At 64.4% G+C, this 16368-nt stretch carries 14 protein-coding genes and 1 tRNA gene; 6 read left to right on the top strand and 9 right to left on the bottom strand.

Translation table 11 applies throughout. The features are described 5' to 3' along the window. Window positions 1–86: 86 nt before the first annotated feature. Window positions 87–173: transfer RNA gene (locus HGI46_RS17835), tRNA-Leu, on the top strand. A gap of 211 nt (window positions 174–384) precedes the next feature. On the opposite strand, the gene HGI46_RS17830 is transcribed toward HGI46_RS17835, so the two are convergent. Together HGI46_RS17830 and HGI46_RS17825 are read right to left on the bottom strand one after the other, a co-directional pair. After that, complete coding sequence (locus HGI46_RS17830; protein ID WP_168905328.1) at window positions 385–1302, bottom strand: SDR family oxidoreductase; 918 nt, start codon at window positions 1300–1302, stop codon at window positions 385–387. Window positions 1303–1380: 78 nt separating this feature from the next. Further along, window positions 1381–2001, bottom strand: a complete 621-nt coding sequence (locus HGI46_RS17825) for a TetR/AcrR family transcriptional regulator (protein ID WP_168905327.1) — start codon at window positions 1999–2001, stop codon at window positions 1381–1383. Window positions 2002–2066: 65 nt separating this feature from the next. Between HGI46_RS17825 and HGI46_RS17820 the strand changes: the two genes are divergently transcribed. Continuing rightward, on the top strand, window positions 2067–3089 hold the full coding sequence (locus tag HGI46_RS17820) for a Rieske 2Fe-2S domain-containing protein (RefSeq protein ID WP_168905326.1): 1023 nt from the start codon (window positions 2067–2069) through the stop codon (window positions 3087–3089). A gap of 36 nt (window positions 3090–3125) precedes the next feature. On the opposite strand, the gene HGI46_RS17815 is transcribed toward HGI46_RS17820, so the two are convergent. Further along, window positions 3126–3554, bottom strand: a complete 429-nt coding sequence (locus tag HGI46_RS17815) for a nuclear transport factor 2 family protein (RefSeq protein ID WP_168905325.1) — start codon at window positions 3552–3554, stop codon at window positions 3126–3128. Then, complete coding sequence (locus HGI46_RS17810; protein WP_168905324.1) at window positions 3554–4756, bottom strand: MFS transporter; 1203 nt, start codon at window positions 4754–4756, stop codon at window positions 3554–3556. The genes HGI46_RS17815 and HGI46_RS17810 overlap by 1 nt, the downstream gene beginning before the upstream one ends. A 241-nt stretch (window positions 4757–4997) precedes the next feature. Here HGI46_RS17810 and HGI46_RS17805 point away from each other — a divergent pair, with 241 nt between their 5' ends. From HGI46_RS17805 to HGI46_RS17790, 4 genes are read left to right on the top strand one after another with little or no spacing between them, the layout of a single operon-like run. Beyond that, window positions 4998–6113 carry an FAD-dependent oxidoreductase gene (locus tag HGI46_RS17805; RefSeq protein WP_168905323.1) on the top strand — a complete coding sequence of 372 codons (1116 nt, stop codon included), beginning with the start codon at window positions 4998–5000 and terminating at the stop codon, window positions 6111–6113. Between the two features lie 26 nt (window positions 6114–6139). Further along, window positions 6140–7054, top strand: a complete 915-nt coding sequence (locus tag HGI46_RS17800; RefSeq protein ID WP_168905322.1) for a VOC family protein — start codon at window positions 6140–6142, stop codon at window positions 7052–7054. A 3-nt stretch (window positions 7055–7057) separates the two neighbouring features. After that, window positions 7058–8215: an alpha/beta fold hydrolase gene (locus HGI46_RS17795; protein ID WP_168905321.1), complete on the top strand. Its 1158-nt coding sequence runs from the start codon at window positions 7058–7060 to the stop codon at window positions 8213–8215. Next, window positions 8212–9003: a cyclase family protein gene (locus HGI46_RS17790; protein ID WP_168905320.1), complete on the top strand. Its 792-nt coding sequence runs from the start codon at window positions 8212–8214 to the stop codon at window positions 9001–9003. Before HGI46_RS17795 ends, HGI46_RS17790 begins: the two co-directional genes overlap by 4 nt. A 54-nt stretch (window positions 9004–9057) precedes the next feature. On the opposite strand, the gene bioD is transcribed toward HGI46_RS17790, so the two are convergent. From bioD to HGI46_RS17765, 5 genes are all read right to left on the bottom strand, one after another. Next, on the bottom strand, window positions 9058–9678 hold the full coding sequence (bioD, locus tag HGI46_RS17785; RefSeq protein ID WP_168905319.1) for a dethiobiotin synthase: 621 nt from the start codon (window positions 9676–9678) through the stop codon (window positions 9058–9060). Beyond that, the gene (locus HGI46_RS17780) at window positions 9675–10823 is read right to left on the bottom strand and encodes an 8-amino-7-oxononanoate synthase (RefSeq protein ID WP_168905318.1); all 1149 of its coding nucleotides are present in this window, start codon (window positions 10821–10823) and stop codon (window positions 9675–9677) included. The genes bioD and HGI46_RS17780 overlap by 4 nt, the downstream gene beginning before the upstream one ends. Beyond that, window positions 10823–11890, bottom strand: coding sequence for a biotin synthase BioB (bioB, locus tag HGI46_RS17775; RefSeq protein ID WP_346766769.1), 1068 nt, complete (start codon window positions 11888–11890; stop codon window positions 10823–10825). The genes HGI46_RS17780 and bioB overlap by 1 nt, the downstream gene beginning before the upstream one ends. A gap of 133 nt (window positions 11891–12023) precedes the next feature. After that, window positions 12024–13724, bottom strand: a complete 1701-nt coding sequence (locus tag HGI46_RS22385) for a diguanylate cyclase (RefSeq protein ID WP_277346379.1) — start codon at window positions 13722–13724, stop codon at window positions 12024–12026. A gap of 119 nt (window positions 13725–13843) precedes the next feature. Beyond that, on the bottom strand, window positions 13844–16300 hold the full coding sequence (locus HGI46_RS17765) for a DNA translocase FtsK 4TM domain-containing protein (RefSeq protein ID WP_240946861.1): 2457 nt from the start codon (window positions 16298–16300) through the stop codon (window positions 13844–13846). Between the last annotated feature and the right edge of the window lie 68 nt (window positions 16301–16368).

Genomic DNA, 16368 nt, shown 5'->3' with positions numbered 1-16368 from the left:
TTGCGCAGGCCAAACTCCTTTGCTAGGGGCGCGCTCCTACCCCACCACGGGGCGCCGATCACAGGTCGGGCACCCCGTTTGATTTTGCGGTCGTGGCGGAATTGGTAGACGCGCAACGTTGAGGTCGTTGTGGGCGAAAGCCCGTGGAAGTTCGAGTCTTCTCGACCGCACCATCACTCCCGAACAGTGTGATCCTTGCCTTCGGGCACCCTATTTTCGCTTCGGGCGGAAACCTCTTCCTGCGCACTGCGTTGGCCAGGCAGGATGAGACGCATGACCCTTGGCGGGGCGTTGGCCGAAAGGCTGGCGCCCCGCTTTTCTGTTGATGCCGGGGCGTTGACTGGAAGGCTGGTGCCCCGCTTTTCTTTGACCGCTTTTCTGTCGTCAGGTGAGGTCCGATAGAGCGATCTGTTGCCCTTTGGCTGCCGCCTTGTTGGCAGCGCGGCGCAGGCGTTCGATGTGGAGGCGGCCTTCGGGGATGTCTTCCTTGGGCAGAGCGTCGAGCGAGGTGCGGTAGATTTCCTCGAAGTCCTCCGCGAACTCGCCGTGGGTGAGGATCAGGCCGCGGTTCTCGATCATGCCCTGCAGCGTCTTCTGGCCTACCTCGAGCGGGTCCATGCCGAGCTCGAAGGCGGTGCCGAACTGTTCGAGTTCCTGTGGGTCGGCAGCGGCAAAGCCGGAATCGGCGAAGTCGTCGGGCCGCTTGAGCGCGCTGGTCCAGGCATTGGTGCGGGTCAGGCCGGGGCACATCAGCGACACGCCGATCCCATGCGGCGCAAGGTTGTAGCGCAGGGATTCGGTGAGGCCACGGACGGCGAACTTGCTGGCGGTGTAGATGCCTGCCTGGGGACCGGAAAGATAGGCTGCCATCGAGGCGACATTGACCACGTGCCCGCCCTCGCCATGGGCCTTCATGCCCGGCAGGAAGGAGACGAGGCCGTTGACCACGCCGCCGAAGTTGACGCCCATGATCCAATCGTAATCGGCATAGGTCGCCTCGTCGGTCGGCCCGAACACGCTGACGCCGGCATTGTTGACGAGGACATGGATCTTGCCGACCTCGGCTGCGACTTCGGCAAAGCGAGCGCGGTCGGTAACGTCGAGCTGGACGTAGCGCGCCGGTGGCAGGGCGTTGTCAGCCAGCCAGCGGGCGGCGTCCTCGCGATCCTGCTCCTTGCGGTAGGTGAGGATGAGGTCCATCCCGGCCAGAGCGAAGGCGCGGGCGATGCCGAAGCCGATGCCGTTCACGCCGCCGGTGATGAAGGCGGTCTTTCCCTGAAATTCGCGCGTCGTGCCAGCCATGTGTCGCTCCTCTTCCGTTTGGCAGGCTAACAATCGCAAGGATCGTCGGCAAGCGTGCGGAGTGAAACGAGCCGCGGCTCAGGCGGGCTTGCCGAGGCCGTGGAGGAAGATGCTGACGCAGGCATGGGCATGGTCGGCAAGCGATGCGTCATCGAAGCGTGCATCGACCCTGTAGAGCTTGCGGCTGACCATGCCGGCGAGCGTCAGATCGAAAAAGGCGAGCGCCGCGCGCTCCGGATCGTCGCAGTGAAGCAGCCCGCGTGCGGTCCAGGCGGCGAGTTGCGCGGCGAGCAGGTCGTTGAGCGGCGTCACCGCATGCTGCCGGTAGGCTTCGCCCACTTCGGGAAAGAGATGCCCCTCGGCGATGGCCATGCGACCGACAAAGATGCTTTCGTCGGTGAGGATCCAGCGCAGGGCGCGAACGCCGAAGCGTTCCAGCCACTCGCGTGGTTCGGCATCTCTGACGTCTGCCATGTCCACCGCATCGCGCCAGCGTTCCGCAATGCGGGCGACGACGGCTTCGAACAGGGCACGCTTGGTTTCGAAGTGGCGGAACATGGTCGGCTTGGAACCACCGAAGCGTTCGAGAATGCGGTTGGTGCTGGCTCCGGCAAAGCCTTCGGCCATGAATTCAGCCTGCGCGGCATCAAGAATGCGGGTGCGCACCACTTCCGGATTGCGACTGACCGGGCTTCTCATCGCGACAGCCCGTGATATAAAGAAACCAACTGGTGTATTTGATTCGACATCTGGGGAGAATGACCGTGAGCGCCTTCATTCGCAATGGCTGGTATATGGCCTGCTGGTCGCACGAGGTACCGGACGGTGGCTTTCTGGCCCGCCGCCTGCTCGACAAGCCGTGGGTCATCTGGCGCAAGGCCGATGGCGAGTTGGTGATGATGGCCGACCGCTGCCCGCACCGCTTCGTGCCGCTGAGCCGAGGTGCGCGCGATGGCGATATGATGCGCTGCGGCTATCACGGGCTGGCATTCGATGGCGCTGGCAACTGCGCGCACAATCCGTTCAGCGGCCAGCCGCTCGACATCGCCAAGGTAGATGTGCTGCCGGTGGTGGAGAAGTATACCGGCGTGTGGTTCTGGCCGGGTGATGCCGAAAAGGCTGATCCCGCGCTAATTCCGGATTACAGCTTCATCGACCATGACGGGCCGCTGCATCGTGGCGTGATCAAGATGGACGCCAGCTACGAGCTGGTCACCGATAACCTGATGGACCTGAGCCATGCCGAATTCATCCACCGCGAAAGCTTCGGCACGAACGGCGCGCTGCTGACCTGCGGCGAGCACGAGGTGATCCAGGAAGACAATGGCGCGATCTGGAACAACTGGACGATGCCGAATTCCACTCCGCCGGCCTGGGCCATGCCAATGCTGCCGGAAGGGGCGAAGACCGACCAGTGGCTGCACATGCGCTGGAATGCCCCGTCGAACCTGGCACTGTACATCGGCCTTGCCCGATCAGGCACGGACCGCAAGGATCTCGTCGTGCCACTCATGGGCGACCCGCATATCCTGACGCCCGAAACGGCAACGTCGACGCACTATTTCTACACGCACGAACCGACCCCCGAGGCCCATGCGCTGCTTGAGAAAGCGTTCCTCGAGGAAGACCATCCGACGCTCCATGCCCAGCAGGAAGCGATGGGCGATGCCGATTTCTGGGATCTGCGCCCGGTGATCCTGCCGTCGGACGCCGGCGCGATCCGGGTCCGCCGGCGGATGATGCAATTGCGCCGTGCGGAAGCCGGGGAGCCGGTTGCCGCCGAATAGGGCGGCCACGGCCAGCGTGCGCTCAGAACATCGCCCTCAGAACATCGGGTGCGCGTTTGCCGATTTTTCCGGGATTGGCTGGATCACGTCCCAGTGCTCGACGATCTTGCCGTCCTTCAAACGGTAGAAGTCGGCGACGGCAGCACCGCGCGCGGCTGGGTCGGGCCTGGCGAAGATGTGGATCGCCGCAAGATCGCCATCGACGATGATCTTGCGCACCTCGAAGCTGCGGTTGCGGTCGGAAAACATCGGCTGCAGTAACGCGATTGCAGCCTCACGCCCATCCGGCACGCCCGGATTATGCTGGATGTAGTCGGGCGCGACGTAGGTCTCGAAGGCCTGGCGCACGTCGCGCTCGACGTAGAACAGCCGCGCGAAGTCCTCGACAATCTGGCGGTTATCGGTGGTGGCCGGACCATTGCCCAGCAGGGCAAGGGTCGCAGCCCCCAACAAAACGCGGCGCATCAGGCCAGCGCCGTTTCGGCCTGGCGCGGGGTGACGATGAACCACGTCACCACCGCGATCACGATGCCCAGCAGCCCGGCGATTACGAACGCGCCCTGCATCGAGCCGCTCGACATGCGGGCCATGCTGACCAGCAGGGGCGAGACGAACTGGCCGAGGAAGAACGCAGAGGTCCATACGCCCATGCCGCGGCCCCGGTGTTCGAACGGCAGGTAGCCCTGCGCCCAGGCGATCAGCGTCGGCACGGCCATGCCGGCGCCGGTCTGCTGCAGGGCCATCCCGGCAACCATGCCCTTCCAGTCGCTCGCAGAACCGATCACGGCAAGTCCTGAGCCGAGCAGCAGGAGGAAAATGGTCAACTGGGTGCGCGCGCCGAGGCGCCCGGTGGTCCAGAAGATCAGCGCGCCGACGATCACGAACATGCTCGGGATCGTGGTCAGGCGGCCGATTTCCTTGGGATCGGATACGCCAAGCTCCTGCCAGACGATGCCGCCATTGATGATGAAGACGTAATAGAGCGCGCCGCCGAACAGGGTGACGAGACCGAACAGGAGCACACCCTTCCACGGGAACGGAGTGCTTGCTTCGGCACCGATGCCCAGCATCTTGCGGGCGGTGTCGTCGTTTTCCGGCTCATAGATGAATGCGAGCATCGCGAAGAAGCAAAGGAAGCCAACTCCATAGATCGCAAAGACCGCGTTCCAGCTCATCGAAGCGAGATAGCCCGACGTGAAGATGACGGCGCTGCCGAAGAACGGGCCGACGATGCCCTGCATCGAAAGCCAGCGATAGCGCCCCTTTTCGTCCCAGTAATCTCCGATCAGAGTGTTGACCGTGGTGAGGATCGCCGCTTCTGCGACACCCAGCAGCAAGCGCGATGCGTAGATGTGGTCGAGATTGTCGAGCAGCATCGGTGCCATGCCGACGAAACCATAGAGTCCCGTGGACCAAAGCAGCAGGCGGCGACGACCGAACTTGTCGACGAGCAGGCCCGCGAACAGGGCAAGGATCGCCACCGTCAGACCGGGTGCCGAGACCATGGCTGGCACCTTGGTCGGCGCGGATGGATCGCTCGCGAAATGCGCGATCATGGCGGGCACCGCCGGGAACATCGACACGATCGCGACGATCGGCAGAAAGCCGGTCAGAACTATGGTGAGGCCTTGCGGAATGCCCGGTTGGCGCCTGGCTGAGGTGGTCATCTATTCTCCCTGCGGCACATGTCAGCCGCATTCTAGAACCTTTATTCTCAATCGGTATCCCTTCGCGCAACCTGTGAGTCAAGCTAATGGACTGGATGGCAAATCATCAATTTCAGGCATGGCACGGCATAAAAATTACTTGCTTGGTGTATTGGTCGCGGCATTCTAGACCCGTGTCAGATCCTGATTCAGCTTAACGAGAGGGGGCCGGCCGTTTGCTGCGGACGGCCAGTATAAAAGCATGGAAAATCTCGATATTCTTGTCATCGGTGCAGGCATCGGCGGTCTTTCCGCTGCGATTGCTCTGGCACGCAAGGGACACACCGTCACCGCGATCGAGCGCGATCCGAACTGGTCGGTCTATGGCGTGGGGATCATCCAGCAGTCGAACGTGCTGCGCGCGATGGACCAGCTCGGCGTGCTCGACAGGTTCATGGATGCGGCCTGCGGCTTCGACGCGGTGGAGATCTTCCTGCCCGATGGCACCAAGGTCGCCCGCGTGCCGAGCCCGCGCCTCGTCGAAGGTCGCCCCGCCAACGTCGGCATCGGCCGTCGCGCCCTGCAGAAAGTGCTGGGTGACAGCGCCAAGGAACTCGGAACCGAGATCCGCCTCGGCATCACCGCCGACGACATCGTCGACGACGGCGAGAAGGTTGCCGTGACCTTCTCGGACGGTTCGTCGGGCATCTACGACGCCGTGATCGGCGCCGATGGCGTCTATTCGCAGACGCGCGACGCCATCCTGCCCGAGGCCGAGAAGCCGGTGTTCACCGGGCAGGCCGTGTGGCGCTACAACTTCCCGCGCCCCGAGGGTCTCGATGCGCTGCAGGTCTACAACGGCCCGACCGGCGTTGGCCTTGTGCCGATGAGCGCGGACGTGATGTACATGTACGTCACCACGCCCGAGCCCGGCAAGCCGTGGTATCCCAAGGAAGGCATTGCCGCCGCGATGCGCGCCAAGCTGGCGAACTGCTCGCCGGCGATCCGCGAACTGGGCGAGCAGATCACCGATGACGAGGGCGTGGTCTACCGCCCGCTCGAAGGCATGCTGGTGCGTGGAGACTGGAGCAAGGGTCGCGTCGGCCTGCTGGGCGATGCCGTCCACGCAACGACGCCGCACCTGGGCCAGGGCGCTGGCATGGCGATCGAGGACGCCATCGTCATCGCTGAAGAGCTTGAGCGCCACGACAACGTCGAAGCCGCGCTCAAGGCCTATCGCGACCGCCGCTTCGAACGCTGCCGCTACATCGTCGAGAGCAGCCTTGCCATCTGCCACGGCCAGCTGGGCGTGGGGCCCGCGGTCGACAACCACAAGGCGACCGCTGAAATGTTCGGCGTCGTCTCGCAGCCGATCTGATTTACCCGCATTTCAAGGAAGATCCCATGAGCCGCGTTACCGAAATCCGCTATGTCGGATATGGCGTGAAGGAATTCGACGCCGAGAAGACCTACTACACCGACGTCTGGGGCCTCGAGCCGGTCGGCGAGGACCAGAACCATGCCTGGTTCAAGGCGCAGGGGCATGACGAGCACCACGTGGTGCAGCTGCGCCGCGCTGACGAGAACCGCGTCGACGTGATCGCCCTTGCAGCTGACAGCCGCGCCGATGTCGACGCGCTGCGCGCCAAGGTTGCCGATGCCGGATGCAAGATCGTCAGCGAGCCTGCCGATCTGACCTCGCCCGGCGGTGGCTACGGCTTCCGCTTCTTCTCGCCCGATGGCCTGATGTTCGAAGTCTCGAGCGACGTGGCCCGTGGCGCCAAGCGGGAACTGGCGCGCTGGGAAGGCGTGCCGGTGAAGATCAGCCACATCGTGCTGCATTCGCCGAACCATCAGGAAGCGGTGAAGTTCTTCTGCGACGTGCTCGGCTTCAAGGTTTCCGACTGGCTGGGCGATTTCATGTGCTTCCTGCGCTGCAATTCGGCGCACCACCGCATCGCGATCCTGCCGGGACCTGCGTGCCTCAACCACGTCGCCTACGACATGCTCTCGGTCGACGACATGATGCGCGGCGCGCACCGCCTGAAGATCAAGGGCATCGACATCAGCTGGGGTCCGGGCCGCCACACCGCCGGCAACAACACCTTCAGCTATTTCGTGACGCCGGGTGGCTTCGTCACGGAGTACACCTCGGATCTCGAAGAGGTGGACTTCGAAGCGCACCAGCACAAGGTCCACACGCCTGCGCCGATGGTCATGGACCAGTGGGGCATCGGCGTGGGCGGTCCGCAGACGATGCCGCATCCGCACGTCAATCCGGGCCTGTTCCAGACGCCTGAACTCGTCGGCGAGGCCTGATCGATGGCGCTTTACGAACCGTTCCCGAACTACATCTGGAACCTCTCCGTCTCGATCGCGATGGAGAGCGGCGGGCAGATCGGCGAAATCGTCGACATGTGCCAGCCGATCATCGATGCCGCTGCCAATGGCGGCGATGCCGGTACGCCGCAGTTCATGAAACAGTGGGCCGCCTATGGCGACAAGCTGATTGAACTTGCCGCAGAGGACGAGGCCAAGGGCCGCGCGTTCTCGGCGTCCAACAAGCTGGAGCGCGCGTCGCTCTACCTGCTGGTGGCCGAACGCATGCAGGGCCACGGCGCGCCGGGCCGCAAGGAGACTTACGCCAAGGCGCTCGACGCCTTTGCGAAGTCGACCGCACTGGGCAAGATCAACCGCGAGCGCGTGGAAATCCCGCTGGCGACCGGCACGATGTCGGCGCTCTACACCCGCGCCGAAGGGCCGGGGCCGCATCCGGTGGTGGTCTATTGCAATGGCCTCGATAGCTGCAAGGAGCTGCTCTACTGGAGCCGCCTGCCCGAAGCCCTGGCCCGTCGTGGCGTTTCGACGCTGTGCGTCGACCAGCCGGGGACGGGCGAGGCGCTGCGCCTGCAGGGCCTCCCGGTCGATCCGCATTCGGAGAACTGGGCGAGCAAGGCGGTGGACTGGCTGGAACAGCAGCCCGACGTGGACGCGAAGCGCATCGGCATGACCGGCATCTCGCTGGGTGGCCACTTCGCCCCGCGCGCCGTAGCCTATGAACCGCGCTTTGCTTCTGGCGCGGTATGGGGTGCCAACCACAACTGGCGCGAGGTGCAGGACAAGCGCATGAAGCGCGAGGGCGAAAACCCCGTTCCCCACTACTGGGCGCACGTGATGTGGGCATTCGGTGCAAAGGACATGGACGAGTTCCTCGCCAAGTCGACCGACATGAACCTGAATGGCCACATGGGGTCGATCAAGGTGCCTTTCCTTGTCACTCATGGCGCGCAGGATCGCCAGATCAGCGTGTCCTATGCCGACGACCTCTACGACCAGTTGATCAATTCGCCCCGCCGCGAGAAGGTGATCTTCACCGCCCGCGAAGGCGGTGTCGAACACGTCGGCGCGGACAACATGTCGTACGGCCGCGACCTGATCGCCGACTGGTTCGCCGAGACGCTTGGGGGACACACCGCATGACACGCCGTTTCGTCGATCTTTCGATCTATCTCGAGAACGATGTCATCACCGATCCGCCGTTCCTGCGCCCCAAGATCGAATACCAGAAGCATGGCGAGACGATGCCCGAACTGGGCTTCTTCTTTCCCGGCGTGACACCCGAGCAGACGCCGGACGGCGCGGGCTTCGCGGCGGTCGAGAACGTGACGCTGACCACGCACAACGGCACGCACCTCGATGCGCCGTGGCATTTCCACCCGACGATGGATGGCAAGGACGGCAAACCCGTGCCGTCGATGACCATCGACGAAGTGCCGCTGGAGTGGTGCTTCCAGCCGGGCGTGAAGCTAGACTTTCGCCATTTCCCCGATGGCTATGTCGTTACCGCGCAGGATGTGGAAGACGAACTCAAGCGCATCGGGCACGAGTTGAAGCCGCTTGAGATCGTCATGGTCAACACCGCAGCCGGCAAGGCAGTTGGCGATCCCAACTATGTCAGCATCGGTTGCGGCATGGGCTACGAGGCAACGATGTACCTGACCTCGCGCGGCATCCGCGTGACCGGCACCGACGCCTGGAGCTGGGACGCGCCGTTCGTTCACACCGCCGAGAAGGTCAAGGAAACCGGCGACACCTCGCTGATCTGGGAAGGCCACAAGGCCGGGCGCGACATCGGCTATTGCCACCTTGAAAAGCTGCACAATCTTGAGGTGCTGCCGCCGGACGGCTTCATGGTCAGCTGCTTCCCCCACAAGATCAAGGGCGCTTCGGCAGGCTGGACCCGCGCCGTGGCGATCTTCGAGGAATGACCAGTTTCGCCCTCATCACTGCTGCCTGGACGGGGGAGTGGTGAGGGCGAAACTCTAATTGAAGTCCTCGATCCGGAAGCGTTGGGCGAAGGCAGTAGCGAGGCCCTGCGCGTCCAGCAGGTCTAGCATCGGCAATCGACCGAGCCTCTTCACCTCGCCCATCGCGCAGATCGTGGCCTCGCTGTCCTCGTTCGCCTCGCCCACGAACGCCACGCCGTGAATCGGCACGCCGCGCGAGCGCAGCGCCTCGAACGTCAGCAGCGAATGGTTGATCGTGCCGAGCGCGGTGCGCGCCACTACGATGACCGGCAGGTTCCACCACGCAAACACATCAGCGTATGTCGTATTGCGGGTCACGGGAACGAGCGCCCCGCCCGCCCCCTCGACCACGAGCGGGCGCACGTGCGGCAGGGACAATTGCGCCAGGTCGATCACCACGCCATCAATCTCTGCCGCGCGATGCGGCGAGCACGGCGTGTTGAGACGATAGGCTTCGGGCAGGATGTGATCTGCCGGGACACCGGAGAGACTGGCAACGTGGTCGCGGTCCGCGCCATCATCGAGCCCCGCCTGCACCGGCTTCCAATAGTGCGCGTGCAACGCTCCGGTGAGCGCTGCAGAGAAGATTGTCTTGCCGATGCCGGTATCCGTTCCGGTAACGACGAAGGCGCTCATCGAAGCGCCTCCGAAAGAGCCGCCCCCAGCGCGTCGACGTCTGCGGCGGTGGCGTTGAGAGTCAGCGATATGCGCAAGCGGCTGGTGCCTTGCGGGACAGTCGGTGGCCGGATGCCGCGCACGTCAAATTCCTTGGCCTGAAGCGTCGAGGCGACGGCCATGGTCCGCGCGTCCTCGTGCAGGATCAGCGGCAGGATCTGCGATCCCGAAGGCAGCGCACCGTGCGGGGCAAGCACGCGCTCGGCATGGGCGACGAGAGCGCGCAGGGCTTCGCGGCGTTGCGGTTCGTCCGCCAAGATCCGCAGCGCTTCGCGCACGGCAGCGCAGACAAGCGGCGAAGGCGCGGTGGAGAAGATAAAGGGACGACCACGATTGACGAGGAAATCGCGCACGACCTTGGGACCGAGGACCAGCGCACCTTCGCAGCCCATCGCCTTGCCGCAAGTGCGCAGCACCACAGTGTCGGGCCGGCCATCGAGCGTGGCGGCGATACCGCGGCCATCCGGCCCGAACACGCCAGTCGCGTGGGCCTCGTCGATCAGCATGATCGCATCGTGCCGTTCGGCGACCTGCGCCATCGCCGCCAAGTCGGCCATGTCGCCATCCATCGAGTAAAGCGTCTCGAACGCGAGCCAGATGCGGCCGGTGTGGCCCTTGGCGCGCCAATCGCGGGCGGCGTCATCGAAGCTTTGCGGATCGTTGTGCGCGGCACTGACCGAGGTCGCGCGGGTCAGGCGCAGGCCTTCGTGCATCGAGGCGTGGACGAGTTCGTCATAGACGATCAAGTCACCGCGCTGTGGCAGGGTGGAGAGCAGCGCGACATTGGCGGCATAACCCGCCGAGAAGAACAGCGCGGATTCGCTGCCGAAGAAACGTGCCGCTTCCTGTTCCAGCAGCTCGTGCTCCGGATCGTTGCCGCGCAAAAGCCTCGACCCGCCCGAGCCCAGCGGCACCCCGCGCGCGATGGCTTGCTGCACTGCCGCCGCGAGCCGGGGCGATGACGACATCGCAAGGTAATCGTTCGACGCAAAGTCGATCCCGCGCCGGGGTGCGAGGCTGCGCAGGCGGGCCTTTTCGCCCAAACCTGCGAGATCAGCCGTGTGCGCCGACCACAGCGAACCGGTGCGCGTGGTGCTTTCAGCCATCAGGCCGCGCAGCCTCCCGAGCAGCCTCCGACAGCCTTCATCGCTCTCATGGGTTCCTCGCCTTCCATCGGCTTCAGACCGAGGCGGGCGAACATCGCGGCATCCGCATCGTCGCCGGCATTGGCAGCGGTGAGCAGCTTGTCGCCGGTGAAGATCGAATTGGCGCCCGCCATGAAGCACAGCGCCTGCGTCGCATCCGACATCGCTTCACGCCCTGCCGACAGGCGCACCATCGACAGCGGCATGGTGATGCGCGCAACCGCCACGGTGCGGACGAACTCGATGTCGTCGATCTTGGCGAGTGGAGTATCCGCCAGCATGTCGCCGAGCACGGTGCCCTTGATCGGCACCAGCGCATTCACCGGCACGCTTTCCGGGTGCTGTTCGAGCGTGGCCAGCGCATGGACGAAGCCGACGCGATCGGCGCGAGTCTCACCCATGCCGACGATGCCGCCCGAGCAGACGTTGATGCCCGCGCTGCGCACGTTGTCGAGCGTCTGCAGGCGGTCGGCAAAGGTGCGGGTGGTGATGACTTCCTCGTAGCGTTCGGGCGAGGTGTCAATGTTGTGGTTGTAGTAATCGAGCCCCGCTTCGGCGAGCTGTGCGGCCTGGCCCGGCGTCAGCATGCCCAGCGTCATGCAGGTCTCCATGCCCATCTCGCGCACGCCCTTGATCATCGCGATGATCGCCGGCATGTCGCGCTCCTTGGGATTGCGCCATGCCGCGCCCATGCAGAAGCGCTTTGAGCCGTTGTCCTTGGCCTGCGCGGCGGACTGCAGCACCTTCTGCACTTCCATCAGCTTGGTCGCCTCGACGCCGCTATCGGCCTTCACCGACTGCGAGCAATAGCCGCAGTCCTCGGGGCAGCCGCCGGTCTTGATCGAGAGCAGCGTGCACAGCTGCACTTCGCCCGCGCGATGGTGCTGGCGATGCACCTCTGCGGCGCGGAACACCAGTTCGGTGAACGGCAGATCGAACAGCGCGGCGATCTCCTCGCGCGTCCAGTCGGTACGGACGGAACCGGCAGGTGCAGTCGTTTCGCGCTGGCGGATGAGGGTATCTTGCACGGCGGGAGTCCTTCGCAGTCTTCGAATTCTGCGGCCCATAGCGCAAATCCATGCCGCATGCTCAAGTGAATTAGCAAAGCTGCAAACCGGCAATTTGCATTTCACGGTGCGGAACGGGCCTTGCCGGCTCCCGTCAGGCCACGGCGCGGTTCGCCACGTCGAAGCCGGTGACCTTTTCCCGCATGGTGCGATTGCGACCCAGCCGCTTCGCTTCGTACAGGAGCTGGTCGCAGCGCGCATAGAGCGCGACGAAGTCTATCTGGAGATTGCCAGTGGTGTCGTGCTCCACCAGGCCCATGCTCGCCGTGACGATCCGGTCAAGGCCGGGCACTTCGGTGGAAACGCGCGTGGCGATGGCACGGCGGCAACGCTCGGCACGGGCTGCGGCATCCTGGCCACGCAGGAGCAGCAGGAATTCCTCACCCCCCATCCGGATCGCCTTGGTGTCCCGATCGTCAAGCAAGGCACCGGCAGCCGACCGCAATACGATATCGCCCATCGCATGGCCGTGCGTATCGTTCACGTCCTTGAAGTGATCGAGATCGATGACTGCCATGGTCCTGAAGCCACGGTCGAAAAGCTGTTCGAAGCGCTTTTCGATCGTGCGGCGATTCCTGAGGCCGGTCAGCGGATCGCGGTCGGCGACGCCTTCGAGTTCGATGGCGCGTGCGGTGGCACGGTCACGCTCCTGCCTGACATCGACGAAGCGGTTCACGATGCCCAGGGCCGTAACCAGCACCTCGAAGGCCAGGGCGAGCTGGTAAAGTTCGATGGCCTCGGTGGGATGAAGGCCGGGAAGAAGAAAAGCCGATATGCGCCAGGACCCGATCAGCAGAATCGGCGTCCAGGCTATGATCTGCAGGCGGACCGCTGTGCTGCCACGCCGATGTGCATCCCACAGCATGGCTGCCAGCACCATGATCGCCACACCCATCAACAGGTGCATTGCAGGCGATGAAAGGCTCCTCATTGCGTCGACGGGCAGGCAGGCGATGAGACCGCCGATGGCAATCGCGGGCGCCGTGCGCTGTCCCAGCCATCGCAGGCGCGGCGCCAGCTTGTCAGCCTCGATAAAGCTTGCGGCAAACAGCAGTGCGGCGCTCGCCATGGTAGAAAAGGCGATGTTCGAAACCTGCCATTCCCACACCGCGCCAACATCGACGAAGATATGCAGAAACCCGGTGGCGAATGCAGCCTGTACCAGCATGGCCGCCACCATCACCAGATGCCAGATCACGTAGCGCTCGGGCAGGACGGAGTAGAATGCGGTGTTGATCAGCAGGGGCACGAGCAGCATCCCGCAGATCGCCGCCATCACGATGATCCGGGGCAAGGGCCAGCCGCTCCCTTCGGGATAGGCATCGAGCCGCATCTCGCTCATGATGGTCTTGCCCCAGGGCTTCACCACCCTGACGGCAACGGCCCTCGTTTCCGAGGTCACCCCGGCCACCGGGATCACCATGTACGGCCCGGCGGCCAGATGGTGGACGTCTGCCGGCCAGAAGGAGGACCAGCGGATCGCGCCGTCCTGCCCGAGCAGGCCCACGTCCACCCGTTCGAAGTTGCCGGTATGCGTGACAAGGCTTTGCGGGAGAACGCGGCCATCCTCGTTGCCGAGATCGAAGCGGATCAGAACCTCTTCCGCCAAGGACCATCCGCTGTCATCGCAGCGCCAGCGCGACGGCATTGATGCAACCGTCTGCCAGGTTTCGCCGGTCGAGGCATCGGCATGGCAGGCAGACAGGGGGCGCACGGGTTCTGCCTGTCCTTCGGCGGACCAGAGACCGACGAAGACCACCAGCATCATGCACAGCCAGCGTCTGAACCCACCCAACATGGATGAAGCGCTACCTGAGCAAACTTAGAAGCTCGTTAATCCCTGACAAGAATTGCCCCGAAATCGGGGTTAAGTTCCGATGTCGGAATATTCATGAACTTGTGCATGGGATGCGGTCAGAGGACGTTGCCATCCTTGTCGCGGTAAATCTCGCGCCGGCCGACGTGGTTGGCGGGGCCGACGAGGCCATCGGCCTCCATGCGCTCGATCCACTTCGACGCGGTGTTGTACCCCACGCCCATCTGGCGCTGGATCCAGCTGGCCGAGGCTTTCTGGCTTTCGAACACGAGCTGGCAGACTTGGCGGTACTTGCGGTCTTCGGGGTTGTCCGAGGCGCTGTCGATGTCGTCGAAGCCGAAGCCGCCGTCTTCCGGCTCTTCCGTAACCGAATCAACGTATTCGGGACTGCCCTGACCACGCCAGTGATCGGCGACCTTCTCCACTTCCTCGTCCGAAACGAACGGGCCGTGGACGCGCTTTATCGGGTCGGTGTTGGGTTTGTAGAGCATGTCGCCCTTGCCCAGCAGCTGCTCGGCGCCCTGCTCGCCAAGGATAGTGCGGCTGTCGATGCGGCTGGTCACGGCAAAGCTGATGCGCGTCGGCAGGTTGGCCTTGATCACGCCGGTGATAACGTCGACCGAGGGGCGCTGCGTGGCCATGATCAGGTGGATGCCGGCGGCGCGGCTCTTTTGCGACAGGCGCTGGATCAGGACTTCGATCTCCTTGCCGACCGTGACCATGAGATCGGCCAGCTCGTCGACGATCACCACGATCTGCGGCAGCACTTCGTAATCGAGCTGCTGTTCCTCGAACAGTTCCTCGCCGGTATCGGGATCGAAGCCGACCTGGATGCGGCGGCCCAGCGGCTTGCCCTTGGCCAGCGAGGCGCGGACCTTGTCGTTGAATCCCGAGATGTTGCGCACGCCGATCGAGGACATCTGGCGATAGCGCCGCTCCATTTCCTCGACCGCCCACTTGAGTGCGCGCACCGCCTTGGCCGGCTCGGTCACCACGGGTGAGAGCAGGTGCGGGATGTCGTCGTAGGACTTGAGTTCGAGCACCTTGGGATCGACGAGGATCAGGCGGCACTGCGCGGGCGTCAGGCGATAGAGCAGCGAGAGCAGGATGCAATTGAGGCCTACCGACTTGCCCGAACCGGTGGTACCGGCAACGAGCAGGTGGGGCATCGTCGCAAGGTCGGCCACGATCGGTTCACCGGCAATGTCCTTGCCGAGGATGATCGGCAGCAAGGCCTTGGAACTGGCGAACTTTTCGCAGGCGATCAGTTCGCGGAAAGACACCATGTCGCGGATCGCGTTGGGCAATTCGATGCCCATGACGGTGCGCCCCGGAATGGCCGAGACACGCGCCGAGATCGCGCTCATGTTGCGGGCGATATCGTCTGCCAGGCCGATGACGCGGCTGGCCTTGATGCCGGGCGCCGGCTCCAGCTCGTACATGGTCACGACCGGGCCGGTACGCACCGCGGTGATCTCGCCCTTGACGTTGAAATCGTCGAGCACATTCTCGAGCAGGCGCGCGTTGCGTTCGAGCGCCAGCTTGTCGATCTTCTGGGTGGAGCCTGCGGGGGCTTCGACCAGCAGGTCGATCGAGGGCAGCTCGTACTTGTCGAACAGGTCGCCCTGCCGTGCCTTGGGCGGAGCAGCCGCAGGCGCAGGCGTGCGAGTGGGGTCGCTGATCTCGGTCGGTTTGCGCTGCGACAGCGCTTCCTCGACGTCGATGGCTTCGGCGGCCGCACGCGCTTCCTTCTCGCGGCGCTCCTTCTTTGGCGGACGGGCAGTGGCTTCGTCCTCTACGTCTCCGAGGTCAACCTGACGCGGCGAACGACGCAGGAACGACGGCAGGCTGAGCATCCCGGCCCAGTCGAACGCAAAGATCCGGCTGGCGATGGCGAGGCCTCCTGCAAGCGAGGCAAGGCCCAGCGGAACCGAAAACCACAGCGCGGAAACCTGCGGCACCAATCCGGCGAGCCCGTTCACCGCCGCTGCGCCAAGCAGGCCCGAAAGCCCACCCGGCCCGGCAGGCAGGCGGCTCGACGTGCTGCCACCCCAAAGCGAGAGCGCCGTGCCGATCAGCGCCATAGCAACCAGCAACAGCAGCGTAGGGCGCCACCAGCTGGGCGGCGGCGCTGCGTCCCCGTCCTCGTCCTCGTCCTCGTCAAGATCGATGAGATCGCTTTCCGAATCCCACAGGCGCCGCGAAAACACCCACAGGAGCGGAAGCAGCAGGGCGCCCGGCAGACCGAAGAACAGCAGCACGCGCTCCGATGCCCATGCGCCGGCAAGGCCCATCCAGTTCTCGACCGGGCTGCCCGAAGCCGTGCTTCCGGAGGGATCGGTCTGCGTATAGCTCAACAGCGCCAGCGCCAGAAACACCATCGCCGCGGCCAGGATGCCGCCACCGAGCAGTTCCAGACTGCGGCGCAGCGAGCGGCGCAGAACGGCGCGCCAATCTGCCCCCCGCAGGCCGGCACCGCGCCAATCGGCACCACGTTGGCCTCCTCGCGCGTTCGATCCGCGTGCCTGCGCGGTGGTTGCTGCCCGGCTTGCCATGAACTTGTGCCTATCCCTGCCCTTGCCCGCCCATCATGCGCCCGAAGGGGACTCACCGTCAAGAATCC

The sequence above is a fragment of the Novosphingobium sp. ERW19 genome, assembly GCF_012641315.1.
Lineage (GTDB): Bacteria > Pseudomonadota > Alphaproteobacteria > Sphingomonadales > Sphingomonadaceae > Novosphingobium.
This window is presented reverse-complemented; position numbering and strand designations above follow the sequence as displayed.

Excerpts from the sequence above, each read along its gene's own strand:
- HGI46_RS17830 (WP_168905328.1), bottom strand. The coding sequence starts at position 1,302 with ATGGCTGGCACGACGCGCGAATTTCAGGGAAAGACCGCCTTCATCACC.
- HGI46_RS17825 (WP_168905327.1), bottom strand. The coding sequence starts at position 2,001 with ATGAGAAGCCCGGTCAGTCGCAATCCGGAAGTGGTGCGCACCCGCATT.
- HGI46_RS17815 (WP_168905325.1), bottom strand. The coding sequence starts at position 3,554 with ATGCGCCGCGTTTTGTTGGGGGCTGCGACCCTTGCCCTGCTGGGCAAT.
- HGI46_RS17810 (WP_168905324.1), bottom strand. The coding sequence starts at position 4,756 with ATGACCACCTCAGCCAGGCGCCAACCGGGCATTCCGCAAGGCCTCACC.
- HGI46_RS17805 (WP_168905323.1), top strand. The coding sequence starts at position 4,998 with ATGGAAAATCTCGATATTCTTGTCATCGGTGCAGGCATCGGCGGTCTT.
- HGI46_RS17800 (WP_168905322.1), top strand. The coding sequence starts at position 6,140 with ATGAGCCGCGTTACCGAAATCCGCTATGTCGGATATGGCGTGAAGGAA.
- HGI46_RS17795 (WP_168905321.1), top strand. The coding sequence starts at position 7,058 with ATGGCGCTTTACGAACCGTTCCCGAACTACATCTGGAACCTCTCCGTC.
- HGI46_RS17790 (WP_168905320.1), top strand. The coding sequence starts at position 8,212 with ATGACACGCCGTTTCGTCGATCTTTCGATCTATCTCGAGAACGATGTC.
- bioD (WP_168905319.1), bottom strand. The coding sequence starts at position 9,678 with ATGAGCGCCTTCGTCGTTACCGGAACGGATACCGGCATCGGCAAGACA.
- HGI46_RS17780 (WP_168905318.1), bottom strand. The coding sequence starts at position 10,823 with ATGGCTGAAAGCACCACGCGCACCGGTTCGCTGTGGTCGGCGCACACG.
- HGI46_RS17765 (WP_240946861.1), bottom strand. The coding sequence starts at position 16,300 with ATGGCAAGCCGGGCAGCAACCACCGCGCAGGCACGCGGATCGAACGCG.